The sequence below is a fragment of the Phenylobacterium sp. genome (assembly GCF_016124325.1).
Classification (GTDB): domain Bacteria; phylum Pseudomonadota; class Alphaproteobacteria; order Caulobacterales; family Caulobacteraceae; genus Phenylobacterium.
In genome coordinates, this window is sequence record NZ_WGNY01000052.1 from 1 (window position 1) to 16,345 (window position 16,345).

Here is a 16,345-nt window from a genome sequence, read left to right on the forward strand (position 1 = left end):
CCTCTCCCTCTCGGGCTCCGCCCGGGGGAGAGGGGCGCTTGAAACGTCTTTCCGGAACCACCGATGACCGAAGCCCACCACGAACGCGTCCTGATCGTCGACTTCGGCAGCCAGGTGACCCAGCTCATCGCGCGGCGGCTGCGCGAGAGCGGCGTCTATTGCGAGATCCACCCCTACGACAAGGTCGAGGGCATGCTGGACGCCTTCGCGCCCAAGGCGGTGATCCTGTCGGGCGGGCCCGCCAGCGCGCATGAGGCCGAGAGCCCGTCGGCGCCTCAGCGGATCTTCGAGCTGGGCGTGCCGGTGCTGGGCATCTGCTACGGCGAGATGACCATGTGCGCCCAGCTCGGCGGCGCGGTGGAAAGCGGCCACAGCCGCGAGTTCGGCCGCGCCCAGATCCAGATCGAGCGGCCGTCGGCCCTGCTGGAAGGCCTGGGCGAGGTGGGCGACCGCGAGACGGTGTGGATGAGCCATGGCGACAAGGTGACCGCCATTCCGCTGGGCTTCGAGGTGATCGCCGCCTCCGAGGGCTCGCCGTTCGCCGTCATCGCCGACGAGGGCCGCCGCTTCTACGGCATCCAGTTCCACCCGGAGGTGGCGCACACGCCGCGCGGCGCGCTGATCCTGCGCAACTTCACCCATCGCATCGCCGGGCTGAAGGGCGACTGGACCATGGCGTCGTATCGCCAGGAGCAGGTGGCGAAGATCCGCGAGCAGGTGGGCGAGGCCAAGGTGATCTGCGGCCTCTCCGGCGGGGTCGACAGCTCGGTGGCGGCGGTGCTGATCCACGAGGCCATCGGCGACCAGCTCACCTGCGTGTTCGTCGATACCGGCCTGATGCGGAAGGACGAGGCCAAGGAGGTGGTCTCGATGTTCCGGGATCACTACAATATCCCGCTCGTTCACGTTGATGCGTCTGAGCTTTTCCTGGGCGAGCTGGCCGGCGTCACCGACCCGGAGACCAAGCGCAAGACCATCGGACGCCTCTTCATCGACGTGTTCGACAGAGAGAGCGCCAAGATCGAGGGCGCGGCGTTCCTGGCCCAGGGCACGCTGTATCCCGACGTGATCGAGAGCGTCTCGGCCCGCGGCGGCCCCTCGGCGGTGATCAAGAGCCACCACAACGTGGGCGGTCTGCCCGACTACATGAAGCTGAAGCTGGTCGAGCCGCTGCGCGAGCTGTTCAAGGACGAGGTGCGCGCCCTGGGCGTCGAACTGGGCCTGCCGCCGGCTTTCGTCGGCCGCCACCCGTTCCCGGGCCCGGGCCTGGCCATCCGCATCCCCGGCGAGATCACGCCGGAGAAGGTGGCGGTGCTGCAGGACGCCGACGCCATCTATCTCGACGAGATCCGCAAGGCCGGGCTCTACGACTCGATCTGGCAGGCCTTCGCCGTGCTGCTGCCCGTGAAGACCGTGGGCGTGATGGGCGACGCGCGCACCTACGAGCACGTCCTGGCCCTGCGCGCCGTCACCTCGACCGACGGCATGACCGCCGACTTCTTCGAATTTCCATGGGACGTCCTGGGCCGCTGCGCCACGCGGATCATCAACGAGGTGCGGGGCGTCAACCGCGTGGTCTACGACGTCACGTCCAAGCCTCCCGGGACGATCGAGTGGGAGTAGTTGCGATTTGTCGGGAAGCCTCTGATTCTATGCCCGACTCCGATCCGATGGCCTGAGCCGGGATCGGCGTTGTATGAGACGGGATCATGCAGTCGGACCTGATCGATCGGATTTATGAGTGCTCCGTGGCGCCCGAGCTCTGGCCCACGCTGCTCGACGACCTGGCGGACATCTCCGAGGCGCGCGGCGGGCTGATGTTCTCCGCCAACAAGTCGTTGGCGTGGACGGCCTCGGACACCATCCGCGACGTGTTCGACGACTATGTGAAGGACGGCTGGTTCGGCCGCTGCAGCCGGCGCATGTGCCTCATGCAGCAGAAGATGCCGGCCTTCTTCGTCGAGCACGATTTCTGGGACGACGAGGCGTTGAAGCGCGAGCCGATCTATCGGGACTTCTTCGTCCCGCGCGGCCTCGGCTGGTCGGCCGGCACCGGCCTGATCATACCGACAGGGGACAATATCGTCTTCTCCCTCGAGCGCGAATTCGAGCGGGGCCCCTTCGAGAAGCGGTACGTGGAGCAGTTGAACGGCCTGCGGCCCCATCTCGCGCGCAGCGCGCTGATCTCGTCGCGGATGAGCCTGAAGCGCGCCACCGGCGCCACCGAGGCGCTGACCGACCTGCGATTGCCGGCCCTGCTGCTCAACGAGGCCGGCGGCGTGGTGGAAGCCAATGAGCTGATCGTGGAACTGAAGAGCCTGCTGAGCTGGGGCGTCAGCAACAGGATCCGATTGAGCGATCCAAGCGCCAACGGAATGCTCGCCGCGGCGCTCCAGGCGATCAAGGCGGGTTCGGATCCCGCCGCGAACTCGTTTGTCGTGCGTGACGGGGAGGGCTCGCCGAGCCTGGTGGCGCACGTCATCCCGATCAAGCGATCGGCGCACGACATCTTCGGCAGCAGCTACGCCCTGCTGATGCTGACCCCGGTGGGTTCGAAGCGGGTGCCGTCCATCACCCTGCTGAACTCGCTGTTCGACCTGACGCCGGCCGAGGCGCGCATCGCCAGCGGCCTGGCGGAGGGCAAGACGCTGGAGGAGATCGCCGAGCTGGGCGGGGTGGCGAAATCGACCGTCCGAAAGCAGCTGCGCGGCGTGTTCGACAAGACGGGCTGCTCGCGCCAGGCGGAGGTGGCGGCCTTGCTGTCGAACCTCGCCCTGGGCGCCGATCCGGCGGAGAGCTAGCGCCCGGCGACGGCTCCCGACCGCCCTTGGTTCACGCCAGACCCAGCGCCCGGACGACCATGCCCTGGTCGAAATAGGGGCGCTCGCAGAGGATCTTGTCGCTGCCCGGCGCGAACTCGAAGCTCGCGGCCATCCGCACCTTGAACGACCTGCCGGTGGGTTCCACCACCTTGTCGCCCACCTTGAGCGGCCCGAGGTGAGTGCCCGTCAGCCAGAATTCCACCAGCACGGTGTCGTCGGCGTGGGCGATGGCGATGATCTCGTTGCCCTGGTCGGGGAAGGGGACGCGAGACGCCTTGAAATAGCGCCGCACGGCCTCCTCGCCGTCGAAGACCACGCCCGAGCCGTAGAGCTCGTAGCGCGGGTGCTCGAAGGTGGCGATCACGGCGTCCCAATCATGGGTGACCTCGAGGGCCATGTGATCGCGCACGACCTGCAGGCGGCGTTCCGCGAGATTGGTCATCGTCTCTCCCTGGTCCCGGCCGTCGTACCGGATCGCGCGGACCGCTGCGAGCGCGGCGGCGGGCGGACGCTTTGAATTCGAATCGAGGTCCCCCCTATTTGGGGGCTGTGGCCCGGAGACCGCCGCTGTAGCCATGTTCCGAAGGCGCCCTCCGACGGTCGCCGGCCGCCTCCAACGGGGCGAGCCCAAATGCGAGTGGCGTGATGAAGCGATCGACCTCCTGCGCCGCCCTGGCCGCCTTGCTGCTCTTCGCGGCCGGCGCGCCGGTCCAGGCGGCCTCGACCCTCGTTGACCCGTGGCAATCCAGCGGCAACGGCACCATCCTGAACGACAACTTCGGCACGGTGCCGAACATGGACCTGCTGTACGGCGGAACGGACGCCTTGGGCTCGTCGACGCCCACCGGCCGGATGCACGTCTGGGCCCTCTGGGGCACGCTGTATCACGTGGCCTACACCGACCAGGCCGTGGCGGACATCTTCCTGAGGCCCGACGCTGGCTGGAGCGAAGGCGTTTCCCTCTACAGCTTCGACCTGGGGTCCTACTTCGGCGCCTCGGAGACCAGCGAGGTCCGGGTCTACAACGGCGACTACTCGGCGCTGTTGTTCCAGGACGTGCTGAGCCTGGGCGCGAACCCCGCGACGATCAGCCCGGGCGTCTCCAGCCTCGACGGCCTGCACATCCAGTTCTCGGGAACCCCGGACTACGTCGCGATCGACAACATCGTCGTCGAGGCGGGCCAGGTGTTCGACGTGGGCGGCGTGCCGGAGCCGTCGACGTGGATCCTTGCGATCGCGGGGTTCGGCCTGACCGGCGCGGCTCTGCGCCGGCGCCGGACCGCCGCGCCCTTTGCCCCTTAGCGGAACTCCAGACCCTCGAACTTCCCCGAGCTGCGCCAGTCCTCCAGGTACCTGAAGTAGGCGCTGGGGCCGGCGGGATAGCCGACGTTCAACTTGGCGGCCGGGCCGGGGTCCTGGCCCTCGTTGTTGTAGTAGCCGGGGGTGCAATCGGACGCGCCCATCATCATGCGGCCCGGTCCGGTGAGCAGCAGGCTCACCCAGGCGTCCTGGGCCTCCTGGGTCACCTCGACCTCCCGCGCGCCCACGTCCAGGGCGTGCTTGATGGTAAGCGCGATGGTCCGGCCGGACTCGGTGAGGTTGTGCGGCACGTTCGAGATCAGGTTGGCGCCCTGGGTCGGCTGAACGAAGAACAGGTTGGGGAAGCCGCGCACATGCGTCCCGTGCTTGGTCTTCATGCCTTCGGCCCAGGCCTCCGACAGCTTCAGGCCGTCGCGGCCCGCCACCTCGAAGCCGGCGCGCCGCTTGTACTCGGTGCCGACCTCGAAGCCCGAGGCGTAGATGATGCAGTCGACCGGATATTCGCGGCCGCCCACGACGACGCCGGTCTCGGTGATCCTCTCCACGCCCTGGCCCTCGGTGTCGACGAGCGTGACGTTGGGGTTGTTGAACGCCTGCAGATAGGCGTCGTGGAAGCAGGGACGCTTGCAGAGCTGGCGGTACCAGGCCTTCAGCTTCTGGGCGGTCTCGTGGTCCTGGACGATGGCGTCCACGCGCGAGCGGATCTCCTCCATCTTCTCGAAGTCGGAGTCTTCGAAGGCGGCCATCATCTTCTGCGGGGTCAGGCCCTCGCGCGGCAGGGCGGCGATCTTGGCGCGGATGCGGCGCGACAGGTCGGTCCAGCCGTCCTGCACCAGGTCTTCCGTGGCGTTGCCCATCGCCTGGTTGGCCGTGAAGTTCTCCAGCCAGCGCTGCTGCCAGCCGGGCGTGGCGATGCCCTCGAACCAGTCCTCGTCGATCGGCGCATTGGCGCGCACGTCCACTGACGAGGGGGTGCGCTGGAAGACGTAGAGCTGGCCGGCGGTCTTGGCGAGGTGGGGCACGGCCTGCACCGAGGTCGCCCCGGTGCCGATGATGGCCACCCGCTTGTCGCGCAGCTTCTCCATCGGCGCGCCCAGCGGATCGCCGCCGGTGTAGGCGTAGTCCCAGCGGCTGGTGTGGAAGCTGTGGCCCTTGAAGTCCTCGATGCCCGGGATGCCCGGCAGCTTGGGAACGTGGAGCGGGCCGGTGCCCAGGCCGATGAAGCTGGCGGTGAAGCGGTCGCCGCGGTTGGTGGAGATGACCCAGCGCTTCTCGGCGTCGTCCCAGGCGAGGTCGGTCACCTCGGTGTGGAAGAGGGCGTTGTCGTACAGGCCGAACTGGCGGCCGATCCGCTGGCACTGGGCCAGGATCTCGGGCGCATGGGCGTATTTCTCGGTCGGCCGGTGCCCGGTCTCCTCCAGCAGCGGCATGTAGACCATCGAGGCGGTGTCGCACTGGGCGCCCGGATAGCGGTTCCAGTACCAGGCGCCGCCGAAGTCGCCGCCCTTCTCCACGATGCGGACGTCCTTGATCCCGGCTTCGACCAGCCGCGCGCCGGTGACCAGGCCCGCGAAGCCGCCGCCGACGAAGGCGAAGGTGACGTGATCGGTCTTGGGCGCCCGCTCGACCATCGGCGTGTAGGGATCGTCGAGATAGTGCGCGAGGTGGCTGCCCTTGAGTTCCAGGTACTGGGCGTTCCCGTCGGGGCGCAGGCGCTTGTCGCGCTCTTCGCGGTAGCGGGCGAGCAGCGCGGCCTTGTCGAACGTGGGGGCCGTGTCGGCGCGGGATCCGTCCATGGGAGTCGTTCGAGCCTTTCGAGCAGGGGTCGTGGAAGACGGCTGTCACGTACCACAAGTTCAAATTTGTGTCCTGCCGCTGCGACGGCGGGGCCGGCGGAACCGCAGGCGGGGGCCGCTTGCCGGTTGACAGGCGGAGGTTGGGCGCCTGTTGTCGCCCCGTGACGGGTGGTGGTTCCAGGTTCGACGTGGCGGCGGATCCGCAGCTCGCGGCCGCGGCGCGGGCGCTGGCCTCCGGGCGGCCGCAGGAGGCCTATCCGCTCCTCAGCACGCGGCTGAAGGCCGATCCCGACAATCCCGTCGCCCTGCGCCTGATGGCCGCCCTGGGCCTGCGCGCCGGCCGGGCGCGCGAGGCGGTCGGCATGCTGATGCGGACGGTCAACCTCGCGCCCGACTACGAGACGGCGTGGGCCGACCTAGCCGCGGCGCTCCACCTGCTGCCGCCGGCCCTGGCGCTCTCGGCGGCCGAACAGGGCCTGGCGACGGCGCCGTCGAGCCTGGGCTGGCGCAACCTGAAGGGCGCGATGCTGGAGCGGGCGGGCGACTTCGCCGGCGCGCTCGCCGTCTTCCAGGCGGTGGTGGCCGAACGGCCCGATCTCGCCGACGCCTGGATGGTCTGCGGCCACCTGCTCAAGACGCTCGGACGGAGCGACGAGGCCGTGGCCGCCTATCGGCGGGCGATGGCCTTGCGGCCGCGCAGTGGGGCGCCCTGGTGGGCCCTGGCCGACATGAAGAGCTTCCGGTTCGGGCCCGAGGACGTGTCGGCGCTCCGGACCCTGCTGGCGCGCGACGACCTGGCCGACGACGACCGGGCGCTGGCGGCCTTCGCGCTTGGCCGGGCGCTGGAGCTCGACGGCGATCGCGCGGCCTCGTTCGCCGCCTATGCCGAGGGCAACCGGTTGCGCCGCCGGCCGGGCGCCCGCGACGCCGACCAGCTCGCCCAGGAACGCGACGCCGCCGCGCGGGTGTTCACGCCGGCGCTCTTTGCGGGCGCGGACGGCGGCGACCCATCGCCAGACCCGATCTTCATCGTGGGCCTGCCGCGTTCGGGTTCGACCCTGGTCGAGCAGATCCTGGCGAGCCATCCCGACGTGGAAGGCACCATGGAGCTGGAGGAGCTGCCCGGCGTGGCGCGCGACATCGCCGCCCTGGGCCGCGCGCGCCAGACGGCCTATCCCGACATCGTCGCGAGCCTGTCGGGCGCCGAACGCGCCGCCTTCGGCCGCGCCTATCTGGACCGCACGCGGGTCCTGCGCCGCGCCGGCCGAGCGCGCTTCATCGACAAGCTGCCCGCCAACTTCCGCCACGTGGGCCTGCTGCGCCTGATCCTGCCCAACGCCAGGATCGTCGACGTGCGGCGCGATCCGATGGCCTGCGGCCTGTCGATCTTCAAACAGTACTTCGCCGGCGGCTACGGCTACGCCTTCGACCTGGCCGACATCGGCGCCTACTACCGGGGCTATGTCTCGACGATGAAGCTCTGGGACGCGGTGCTGCCCGGCCATGTCCACCACCTGGCTTACGAGGCGCTGGTCGCCGATCCGGAGGCCGAGGTGCGGCGCTTGCTGGCCTACCTCGGCCTGCCGTTCGATCCGGCGTGCCTGCGTTTCCACGAGACGGCGCGGGCCGTGCGCACGCCCAGCGGCGACCAGGTCCGACGGCCGATCAACGGCGACGCGCTCAATGCCTGGCGGGCCTACGAGCCCTGGCTCGGACCGCTCTGGAACGCGCTCAAGCAAGGCTGACCGGCGAGCAGGCGGCCCGAAGGCCGGCTGTGCAAGCTCCAGTCGTTCGCTATACGTTCTGGTCTTGCGATTGGATGGCGATCGGAGGCCGGATGTGGCGCCTGGCGAACACGTGCTCTACTTCGCCCTCAGACCCTCGCCCGAGGCGGCGCGGGCGGCGCTGGCGCTGGGCGGACGCCTGTGCGCCGCGCGAGGCCTCAAGGCGCCGCTGACCCCGGCCGACCGGCTGCACGTCTCGCTCAATTGCGTCGGCGTCTTCCACCGGGTCCCCGAAGAGGTGGTCGACGGCGCGCGCCGGGCGGCCGAGGCGGTGAGGGGGCGGCGCTTCACCGTGGCGTTCAACCGGCTGGCCGGATGGGGGCGGGGTCCCGGCCCGCGGCCGGTGGTGCTGGCGGGCGACGAGGGCGTGATCGGGGTCGAGGCGCTCCACGCGGCGATCCACGCGCGGCTCGCCGCGTTCGGCATGGTCCGGGGGCGCCTCCGGCAGTTCTGGCCGCACATGACCTTGCTCTGGGACCAGGCCCCGGTTCCCGAGACGATGGTTGCGCCGATCTCGTGGCGCGTGGCCGACTTCGTGTTGGTCGATGCGTTCCACGGCTCGGGGCGGCGGCGCATCCTGGGCGCCTGGCCGCTCAGCGGCTGAGCTTGGCCGGCTTCTCGAGCTGCCAGATCGCTTCGCCGAGATCCTCGATCTTCTTGGCCACCACCGCGTGGGCGTCGGCCAGGCCCTGGTTGTAGAAGTGGGGGCCCAGGGTTTCGATCAGGAAGTCCAGCAGGAACACCGCGTCGAAGCCTTCGACCTCGACGTCGAGTTCGTCCTTCAGGTACTTCGACAGCGCCCGGGCCAACGCCTCGCGCGCCTCCTTGGGCAGTTCGATCTTCGACATGGAGCCTACGATGGCCGCCACGCTCTACGGCATCAAGAACTGCGACACGATGAAGAAGGCCTGGACGTGGCTGGACCAGCACGGGGTGGCCTATGAGTTCCACGACTACAAGAAGCAGGGGATCGATCGGGCGACGCTGGGGGGCTGGGTGAAGGAACTCGGCTGGGAGGTGCTGCTCAACCGCGCCGGCACGACGTTCAAGAAGCTGCCCGACGCCGACAAGCAGGGGATCGACGCGGCGAAGGCCATAACGCTGATGCTGGCGCAGCCGTCGATGATCAAGCGGCCGGTGCTGGCCATCGACGGGCGCCTGCTGGTGGGGTTCAAGCCGGAGGTCTACGCTCAGATCGCGGGCTGAAGCTGCATCCGATCGCCCGGTCCGCGGCGACTAGGTGGAGAAGGGCGCCGCGGATGGCCGTCGCGCCCCGGGTTTCGGAGCCCATGCGATGCAAGACTTCTTCTTCAGTTACTGGTGGCTGCTGTTCCCGCTGGCGTTCTTCATCTTCGGCGCCTGGGACCGCTGGCTGGCCTATCAGCGCAGCAAGGACCGGCTGGAGCTGCTGCGCACCTACACGACCCAGGGCAAGGATCCGCCGCCCGAGCTGATCAAGGCGCTGCAGGACGACGATGACGACGACGACGCCTACGCGCCCTACGATCGCTATGGACGTCACCCGCGTCGCTACTACCGCCGCTACTGGCGCTATGGGCCCTACTGGGCCTGGCGGGGCGCGATCGTCACCGGCGCGGTGGCCGCGGGCTTCTGGTTCGCCTCGGAGTACGCCGGCATCCCCGGCATCGACTGGCCGTTCCGGCTGGTGGCGATCATCATGTCCTTCGTGGCCGTCGGCAATCTGGTGACGGCTATCTTCACGACCACCTTTCCCCCGCGCCGATGAGCCCCAAGGGCCTGGACGCGGCGCTGGTCGAGGCCGCCCAGGCGGGTTCGACCAGCGCGTTCGCGCGACTGGTGGAGCGTCACCAGCAGCCGGTCCGGGCTTTCCTCCGCCGCGCGTGCGGGGACTGGGCCCTGGCCGACGACCTCGCGCAGGAGACGTTCCTGGCGGCCTGGTCGCGGATCGGCGCCTTGAAGTCCGGCGACAGCGTCCGCGCCTGGCTCTGCGGCATCGGCTATCGCAAGCATCTGACGGCCATCCGCTCGGCGGGTCGCGAGCGGGCCCGGGCCCAGGCCTGGGAAGCCGAAAAACCGCCACCAAGCGGCGCCATGAGCGACGAGCGGCTGACGCTGGAAGCCGCCATGTCCGAACTTCCGCTCGACCAGCGCGCCTGCGTGGCGCTGTGTCTGGCGGCCGACTTCAGCCACGCGGAGGCCGCCGAGGCGCTGGGCCTGCCGCTGGGCACGGTGAAGTCGCATGTGACCCGGGGCCGCGCGCGGCTCCTGCAAGCGTTGGGAGGTTCCGATGACGGATGCTGAGGACCGGCTGAGGGCCCTGTTCGCCGAGGATGCGCCGCCGGCGCGCGACCCCGCCTTTTCGACGGCGGTGATGGAACGGATCGCCCGGCGCCGGTTCCTGGGCGAGGTGGCGCTGCTGTCCAGCTTCACCCTGGCGGGCGGCTCGGTGCTGTGGGCGGTGGGGCCGAGCCTGGCGCCGACGCTGGCCGAGCTTTCCCTGGGCGTGACGCCCCTGGTCGGCTGCCTCATGCTGGCCCTGACCGCCCTGGCCATGCTCGACCGGCGGATCGTTAAGGCCCTGGGCCTTGAATCATGAGCAACATTTCATGGACCGTCATGCATCTGCGGGACGCCCTCCAGGTCTCTCACCACTAGAGGCGGGGCTCCCAGCCCGCCGACCTGGAGAGGAGAACAACAATCATGGAACCTGTTTTGGTCCTGCTGATCATCTTCGGATCGATCGCATCGATCTTCATCGCGCCGCGCTACTTCAAGAGCCAGGAACGCCAGAAAATGGCCGATACGCTGCGCGTGGCCATCGAGAAGGGCCAGCCCCTTCCGACGGAAGTCATCGAAGCCATGTCGAGCAATGTCCGCTCGCCGGGCATGGCGCCGTCGCCGCAACGCGATCTGCGCACCGGCATCATCTGGCTGGGCGTCGGCGTGGGCATCGCGGCCCTCGGCTTCGCGCTGAGCTTCGAGGAGCCCGACACCCTCTATCCGCTGCTGGGTTTCGCCGCCTTCCCGATCTTCATCGGCCTAGCCTTCATCCTCCTCAGCTTCCTGAACAAGCCCAAGTCCTGAGGCGCGCAGCGGGGGATATGCGCCCATGAAGGGCCCACCACAGTCGAGTTTCGCCAGCCTGCACGACGTGGAGCTCTGCTCCTACGCCGCGGCCGGCGAGCGGCGCGCCTTCGGGGAACTGGTGCGCCGGCACGGGTCGGCCGTCCGTCACCTGCTGCGCCGCATGGGCGCACAGCCGGCGGAAGCCGACGACACGGCGCAGGACGCCTTCCTCGCCGCGTTCGAACGCATCGCCGAGTTCCGGGGGGAAGGGACCTTCGCGGGCTGGGTGAAGCGGATCGCGGCCAGGCAGTACCTGCGCCGCCTGCAACGGCAGAAGCGCCTGAGCGCTTTTGCAGCCGAGGGAGGCGAGGACGAGGTTCCAGCCGCGTCGGGGGACGCGGACGGTCGCATCGACCTCGATGAGGGCTTGAAGACGCTCTCGCCCGGCGAACGGCTCTGCGTGTCGATGTGCTACGGCGCGGGGCTTTCGCACGGCGAGGCGGCGGATGCCTTAAACCTGCCGCTTGGAACGGTCAAATCGCATGTCAAACGTGGTCTGGAGAAGCTCCGAGCGAGACTGGCGCCGGCTGACGACGCCGTTCTGGAAGGGAAGCGGGGCAATGGCTGAGATCGATTTCGAGCGGCGGCTCGAACGCCTTTTCGGGGAAGCTCCCGAAGCGCCCGACGCGCAGGCCTTCGCCGAGCGCGTCGAACGCCGACTGAACCGTGGCTGGACGGCCCGGCGCTGGCTGATCGGCGCGGCGGGTCTGGCAGGGGGCGTGATCGGCGCCAGCCAGCTCCTGATGTCGAACCTGTTCCATCGCATGGAGACGGCCGAGCAGTCGGCGCGGGCGCTCGGTCAGGGCCTGTCGCGCGTGACGCCGGCCACCGACATGGTCTCGGCGTTGTCGGGCGGCTACGGCCTCTGGCTCGCGGTTGGCCTCGCGGTGATCACCCTGGGCTTCGTCGTCTCGCGGATGATCGAGGAGATCTGAGCCGCCCCCGCGCCGCACCGCGCGGCGCGGTCCGCCATCCCGCGTCTGAGGCTTGAGGCGCGAACCGGGCCGCTATAGGTTCCGCCCCTCTTTAATGCGACCAACGCGCCCCGGAGCTCCCCAGACGTGACGGAATTCTTCGAAGAGGTCGAAGAGCAGCTTCGCTCCGACCGGTACCGGCAGTTCGCCCGCAAGGCGCTGCCGTGGCTCCTGGGGATCGCCGCCGTCGCCCTGGTGGCCACCCTCGGCTACTGGGGTTACGACACCTGGCGCGGCAACAAGACCGCCCAGGCGTCGCAGCAGTACTCCGACGCCATGGACGCCTTCACGAGCGGCGACGCCGACAAGGCGCGACAGCTCTTCACCCAGGTCTCGCAGTCGGACGCCGCCGCCTACAAGTCGCTGGCGCTGATGCATCTGGCCGCGTTCGCCCAGCGCGACAAGAAGACGGACGAGGCGGTCAAGCTCCTGGACCAGGCCGCCGCGGCCGCGCCCGATCCGGTGATTGGCGACGTTGCTCGCCTCAAATCCGCCTTGGCGCTCCTCGACACCGCTCCCCTCAAGGACGTGGAGGGGCGCTTGAAGCCGCTGATGGAAGACGGTCATCCCTATCGGCTCGAGGCGCGCGAAGCCCTGGCTTTCGCCAAGCTGCGGGCGGGCGACATCGCGGGCGCGCGCGGCGACTTCGTACTGCTTTCCCAGGCGCTCGACGCCACCCAGGGCGTCCAGACCCGCGCGCAGGCCGCGATCGGCCTGATCGACTCGGGTTCGGCCAAGGCGGTGCCGGATGTGGTGAAGGCCGCCGAGGCGTTGCCGTCCCCCATGACCGTGACGCCCGGCCAGATCGTGGGTCCGCAACCGCAAGAGGCTGCGCCGCAATGATCCGCCGTAAATCGGTTCTCGCCGTCCTGCTGGTGGCGGCGCTCGGCGCTTCGAGCTGTTCGACGGTCGGGCGGCTCAATCCCTTCGGCAAGAAGGACAAGGGCCCGCAGGAGCTGGCCGGCCAGGGTCAGCGGGTCTCCATCGTCCCGCAGGACGAGCGTCTGGAGCCCACCGAGGCGCTGAAGGGCGTGACCTTCTCGGTCTCGACGCCCCAGCCGGTGCCGGCCTGGCCGCTTCCGGGCGGCAACCCGGAACAGGCGCTGGGCAATGTCGCCGTGGGCGACAATCTCAACGTGGCGTGGCGCAAGTCCTTCGGGCAGGGCGACAAGCGGGGCCGCTACGTCACCGCGCCGCCGGTCGCCGCCGACGGCAAGGTCTTCGTCATGGACGCCGCCGGCCGCGTGGCCGCGATGGACGCCCGCACGGGTTCCGAGATCTGGCGCACGGGCACCAACCCCGGCGACAACAAGCGCGACAAGCTCGCGTTCGGCGGCGGCATGGCCTACGCCGACGGCAAGCTCTACGTCTCGTCCGGCTACCGCGAAGTCATGCAGATGGACGCCCGCACCGGGGCGGTGGGCTGGCGGACGCGCACCGACGAGCCGATCCACGGCGCGCCGACCGTGTCCGGCGGCCGGGTGTTCGTGGTCGCCCTCGACAACTCGCTCCTGACCTTCGACACGAAGGACGGAACGCCGTCCTGGACCTATCAGGCGCTGGCGGAGTCCGCGCGGATCCTCAAGGCGTCGACGCCGGCGGTTTCGGGCGACACGGTCGTGGCCGCGTTCGGTTCGGGCGAGCTCGTGGCGCTACGGACGGCCAACGGCAACGACCTGTGGAACGAGGCGCTGTCGCGCGCCAGCCGCACCAGCGCGCTGTCGGAGATCCGCGACATCCCCGGCCGCCCGGTGATCTACCAGGGCGACGTCTTCGCGGTCAGCCACTCGGGCGTCTTCGCCGCCACCGACCTGCGGACCGGTCAGGTGCGCTGGACCCTGCCCGTGGTGGGAATCTCCACCCCGTGGCCGGCGGGCGACGTGATCTATGTGGTCTCGAAGACCGGGCAGGTGATCTGCGCTTCGCGCGAGAGCGGGCAGATCTACTGGATCAAGGACCTCAACGAGGGCTTCAAGGCCAAGAAGAAGGGCGGTGTCTTCGGCCTGTTCGGGAAGCGCGAGGCGCGGCCGATCTGGTCGGGTCCGCTGCTGGCGGGGCAGCGCCTGCTGATCGCCGGCCAAGGCGGCGAGCTGGTCGTCCTCAACGCGCATACCGGCGACGTCGAGAAGCGTCTCGATCTCAATGGACCCGCGACCATGGCGCCTATCGCCATGGGCGACACCGTCTACGTCGTCACCGACGAAGCGGACCTCGTCGCGATTCGCTGATCTCCCAGGTACACTAGCCGCATGGCGCTCAAGCTAGCGATCGTCGGGCGGCCGAATGTCGGCAAGTCGACGCTGTTCAACCGTCTGGCGGGCCGCAGGCTCGCCATCGTCGACGACCGTCCGGGCGTCACCCGCGACCGGCGGTTCGGCGTCGGCCGCCTGGGCGACATCGATCTCGAACTGATCGACACGGCCGGCTTCGAGGACGTCACCGACGAGAGCCTCGAGGCGCGGATGCGCGCCCAGACCGAGCGGGCGGTCGACGAGGCGGACCTAGCGCTGTTCGTGATCGATGCGCGCGAGGGCGTTACGCCCGGCGACCAAATCTTCGCCGAGGTCCTGCGTCGCAAGGGCAAGCCCGTGGTGCTGGCCGCCAACAAGTCGGAGAGCAAGGCCTCGGAAGCGGGCGTGCTGGAGGCGTTCGGCCTGGGCTTCGGCGAGCCGGTCGCCATCTCGGCGGAGCACGGCGAGGGCATGGCCGACCTCTTCGCGGCCGTGGCGGCCCTGGCGCCCGACGAGGACGCCGAGGACGAGGCGGACGACGCGGGCAAGCCGATCAGCATCGCCATCGTCGGGCGGCCCAACGCCGGCAAGTCGACGCTGGTGAACCGCCTGATCGGCGAGGATCGCCTGCTGACGGGCCCCGAGGCCGGGATCACGCGCGACGCCATTCCGGTGGACTGGGAATGGGACGGCCGTCGGATCCGGTTGGTCGACACGGCCGGCCTCAGGCGCAAGGCCAAGGTCCATGAGAAGCTGGAGAAGCTGTCGACCGGCGACTCGATCCGCGCGATCACCTTCGCCGAGGTGGTGATCCTGGTGATGGACGCGACCCATCCCTTCGAGATCCAGGACCTGCAGATCGCCGATCTCGTCGAGCGCGAGGGACGCGCGCTGGTGTTCGTGCTGGCCAAGTGGGACCTGATCGAGGACCCGCAGACGAAGCTCGGCGAGCTGATCGAGCAGGCGAACCGGCTGCTTCCGCAAGTGAAGGGCTCGCCCGTCGTGGCGCTGTCGGCCGAGACCGGACGCGGCCTGGACCGGCTGATGCCGGCCGTCTTGAAGGCGCATGGCGACTGGTCGACCAAGGTCAAGACGCGCGACCTGAACGACTGGCTGCAGATGGCGGTGTCGCGCCACCCGCCGCCGGCCGTGAACGGCCGCCGCGTGAAGCCCAAGTACATGGCCCAGACCAAGGCGCGGCCGCCGACGTTCGTGCTGTTTGCGAGCCGCGCCGACCAGCTTCCCGATCACTATCGGCGCTATCTGATCAACTCGCTGCGCGAGAGCTTCGATCTTCCCGGCGTGCCGGTGCGCCTGACGGTGAAGTCGAACAAGAACCCCTTCGCCGAGGGCGAGGAGAAGAGCGGTTCGGCGCCACGCCGGGCTGGCCCGGCGTCGACCAAGACCGGCTTGGCCGCCAAGATCCGCCGAGAGGCCGCCGCGAAGGCCGAGGAGGGCGCCGCCGCCAAGCCCAAGCCTCGAAGCCGCGCCAAGCCGGCGCCGAAGGCCAAGGCCGGCAATCCCCGCGGCCGGGCCGCGAAGATGGCGCGTCCGGGCGTCAAGCCGAAGCGAGCGTCCCGGCCGTCTTCCAGTCCGAAAAGACCACGGTAGAGGTCGGCAGGCCCAGGTCTGCCTGGGCGAGCTCGACCACCAGCGGACCGATCTCCGCCGGCTCGGGCAGGGTGTTCGGATCTTCCCCGGGCATGGCTTCGGCCCGCATCCGCGTGCGCATCACGCTGGGGTCGAGCAGCACCGCGCGGACGTTGGTGGTCTCCAGTTCGTCGGCCCAGGTGCGGACCATGTGCTCCAGGCCGGCCTTGGTGACGCCGTAGAGCCCCCAGAAGGCCTTCGGGCGGATCGCGCGGCCGCTGGTCAGGAAGATCGCCCGCGGCCGCTCGGCGGCGCGGAGCAGCGGCTCTACGCTGCGGATCAGCCGGTAGGACGCGGTCAGGTTCACCGCGAGCACGCGGTCCCAGTGCTTGGGTTCGATGTGGGCGACGGGGGTGAGCGGCCCCAGGATGGCGGCGGCGTGGACCAGGATGTCCAGCCGGCCGAAGCGCTGGTGGATCGCCAGGCCCAACTGGTCGAGGCCGTCCGGCTCGGCGATATCCATCGGAACCAGCGTGGCCGACTGGCCGGTGGCGGCGCGGATCTCGTCGTCCAGGGCCTCCAGCGCGCCCTGGGTGCGGGCGACGGCGATGACGTGGGCGCCGGCGCGCGCCAGAGCCAGGGCGGCGGCGTGGCCGATCCCGCGGCTGGCGCCGGTGACGAGGGCGATGCGGTCGGAGAGAGGCGCGTTCGACATGAGGC

The 16,345-nt window shown here is 69.7% G+C and carries 19 protein-coding genes; 15 read left to right on the plus strand and 4 right to left on the minus strand.

The annotated features are described in order from the left end of the window. Window positions 1-63: 63 nt before the first annotated feature. Both guaA and GC203_RS22895 read left to right on the plus strand, forming a co-directional pair. Entirely contained in the window at window positions 64-1,623 is a 1,560-nt protein-coding gene (gene guaA, locus GC203_RS22890) for a glutamine-hydrolyzing GMP synthase (RefSeq protein WP_293459217.1), read from the plus strand. An 86-nt stretch (window positions 1,624-1,709) separates the two neighbouring features. After that, a complete protein-coding gene (locus GC203_RS22895; protein ID WP_293459218.1) occupies window positions 1,710-2,801 on the plus strand; it encodes a helix-turn-helix transcriptional regulator in 1,092 nt (363 codons plus the stop codon). 31 nt (window positions 2,802-2,832) lie between these two features. Here GC203_RS22895 and GC203_RS22900 read toward each other — a convergent pair whose 3' ends face one another. Beyond that, window positions 2,833-3,264 (minus strand): nuclear transport factor 2 family protein, encoded by a 432-nt coding sequence (locus GC203_RS22900; RefSeq protein WP_293459219.1) that lies wholly within the window; start codon window positions 3,262-3,264, stop codon window positions 2,833-2,835. Window positions 3,265-3,467: 203 nt separating this feature from the next. Here GC203_RS22900 and GC203_RS22905 point away from each other — a divergent pair, with 203 nt between their 5' ends. Next, window positions 3,468-4,124 (plus strand): PEPxxWA-CTERM sorting domain-containing protein, encoded by a 657-nt coding sequence (locus GC203_RS22905; protein ID WP_293459221.1) that lies wholly within the window; start codon window positions 3,468-3,470, stop codon window positions 4,122-4,124. Here GC203_RS22905 and GC203_RS22910 read toward each other — a convergent pair. Continuing rightward, the gene (locus GC203_RS22910) at window positions 4,121-5,938 is read right to left on the minus strand and encodes an NAD(P)/FAD-dependent oxidoreductase (RefSeq protein WP_293459223.1); all 1,818 of its coding nucleotides are present in this window, start codon (window positions 5,936-5,938) and stop codon (window positions 4,121-4,123) included. The two genes, GC203_RS22905 and GC203_RS22910, sit on opposite strands and share 4 nt — an antisense overlap. A gap of 161 nt (window positions 5,939-6,099) precedes the next feature. Here GC203_RS22910 and GC203_RS22915 point away from each other — a divergent pair, with 161 nt between their 5' ends. Continuing rightward, a complete protein-coding gene (locus tag GC203_RS22915) occupies window positions 6,100-7,683 on the plus strand; it encodes a sulfotransferase (RefSeq protein WP_293459225.1) in 1,584 nt (527 codons plus the stop codon). A gap of 94 nt (window positions 7,684-7,777) precedes the next feature. Next, on the plus strand, window positions 7,778-8,326 hold the full coding sequence (locus GC203_RS22920) for a 2'-5' RNA ligase family protein (protein ID WP_293459227.1): 549 nt from the start codon (window positions 7,778-7,780) through the stop codon (window positions 8,324-8,326). Here the strand turns inward: GC203_RS22920 and GC203_RS22925 are convergent. After that, entirely contained in the window at window positions 8,316-8,570 is a 255-nt protein-coding gene (locus tag GC203_RS22925) for a DUF2164 domain-containing protein (protein ID WP_293459228.1), read from the minus strand. The two genes, GC203_RS22920 and GC203_RS22925, sit on opposite strands and share 11 nt — an antisense overlap. A 10-nt stretch (window positions 8,571-8,580) precedes the next feature. Between GC203_RS22925 and GC203_RS22930 the strand changes: the two genes are divergently transcribed. From GC203_RS22930 to der, 10 genes are all read left to right on the plus strand, one after another. Continuing rightward, entirely contained in the window at window positions 8,581-8,928 is a 348-nt protein-coding gene (locus GC203_RS22930) for an ArsC family reductase (RefSeq protein ID WP_293459264.1), read from the plus strand. Window positions 8,929-9,016: 88 nt separating this feature from the next. Continuing rightward, on the plus strand, window positions 9,017-9,469 hold the full coding sequence (locus GC203_RS22935; protein ID WP_293459229.1) for a hypothetical protein: 453 nt from the start codon (window positions 9,017-9,019) through the stop codon (window positions 9,467-9,469). Next, entirely contained in the window at window positions 9,466-10,005 is a 540-nt protein-coding gene (locus GC203_RS22940; protein ID WP_293459231.1) for an RNA polymerase sigma factor, read from the plus strand. The genes GC203_RS22935 and GC203_RS22940 overlap by 4 nt, the downstream gene beginning before the upstream one ends. Next, entirely contained in the window at window positions 9,992-10,300 is a 309-nt protein-coding gene (locus GC203_RS22945) for a hypothetical protein (protein WP_293459233.1), read from the plus strand. The genes GC203_RS22940 and GC203_RS22945 overlap by 14 nt, the downstream gene beginning before the upstream one ends. A 104-nt stretch (window positions 10,301-10,404) precedes the next feature. Next, complete coding sequence (locus GC203_RS22950; RefSeq protein ID WP_293459234.1) at window positions 10,405-10,788, plus strand: DUF6249 domain-containing protein; 384 nt, start codon at window positions 10,405-10,407, stop codon at window positions 10,786-10,788. Between the two features lie 25 nt (window positions 10,789-10,813). Beyond that, the gene (locus tag GC203_RS22955) at window positions 10,814-11,398 is read left to right on the plus strand and encodes an RNA polymerase sigma factor (RefSeq protein WP_293459236.1); all 585 of its coding nucleotides are present in this window, start codon (window positions 10,814-10,816) and stop codon (window positions 11,396-11,398) included. Then, a complete protein-coding gene (locus tag GC203_RS22960) occupies window positions 11,391-11,765 on the plus strand; it encodes a hypothetical protein (RefSeq protein ID WP_293459237.1) in 375 nt (124 codons plus the stop codon). The genes GC203_RS22955 and GC203_RS22960 overlap by 8 nt, the downstream gene beginning before the upstream one ends. A 126-nt stretch (window positions 11,766-11,891) precedes the next feature. Then, a complete protein-coding gene (locus tag GC203_RS22965; protein ID WP_293459239.1) occupies window positions 11,892-12,647 on the plus strand; it encodes a tetratricopeptide repeat protein in 756 nt (251 codons plus the stop codon). After that, entirely contained in the window at window positions 12,644-14,032 is a 1,389-nt protein-coding gene (locus tag GC203_RS22970) for a PQQ-binding-like beta-propeller repeat protein (RefSeq protein WP_293459240.1), read from the plus strand. The genes GC203_RS22965 and GC203_RS22970 overlap by 4 nt, the downstream gene beginning before the upstream one ends. A gap of 21 nt (window positions 14,033-14,053) precedes the next feature. Beyond that, on the plus strand, window positions 14,054-15,646 hold the full coding sequence (gene der, locus GC203_RS22975; protein ID WP_293459242.1) for a ribosome biogenesis GTPase Der: 1,593 nt from the start codon (window positions 14,054-14,056) through the stop codon (window positions 15,644-15,646). Here the strand turns inward: der and GC203_RS22980 are convergent. Further along, window positions 15,594-16,340, minus strand: a complete 747-nt coding sequence (locus GC203_RS22980; RefSeq protein WP_293459244.1) for an SDR family NAD(P)-dependent oxidoreductase — start codon at window positions 16,338-16,340, stop codon at window positions 15,594-15,596. The genes der and GC203_RS22980 overlap by 53 nt on opposite strands. Between the last annotated feature and the right edge of the window lie 5 nt (window positions 16,341-16,345).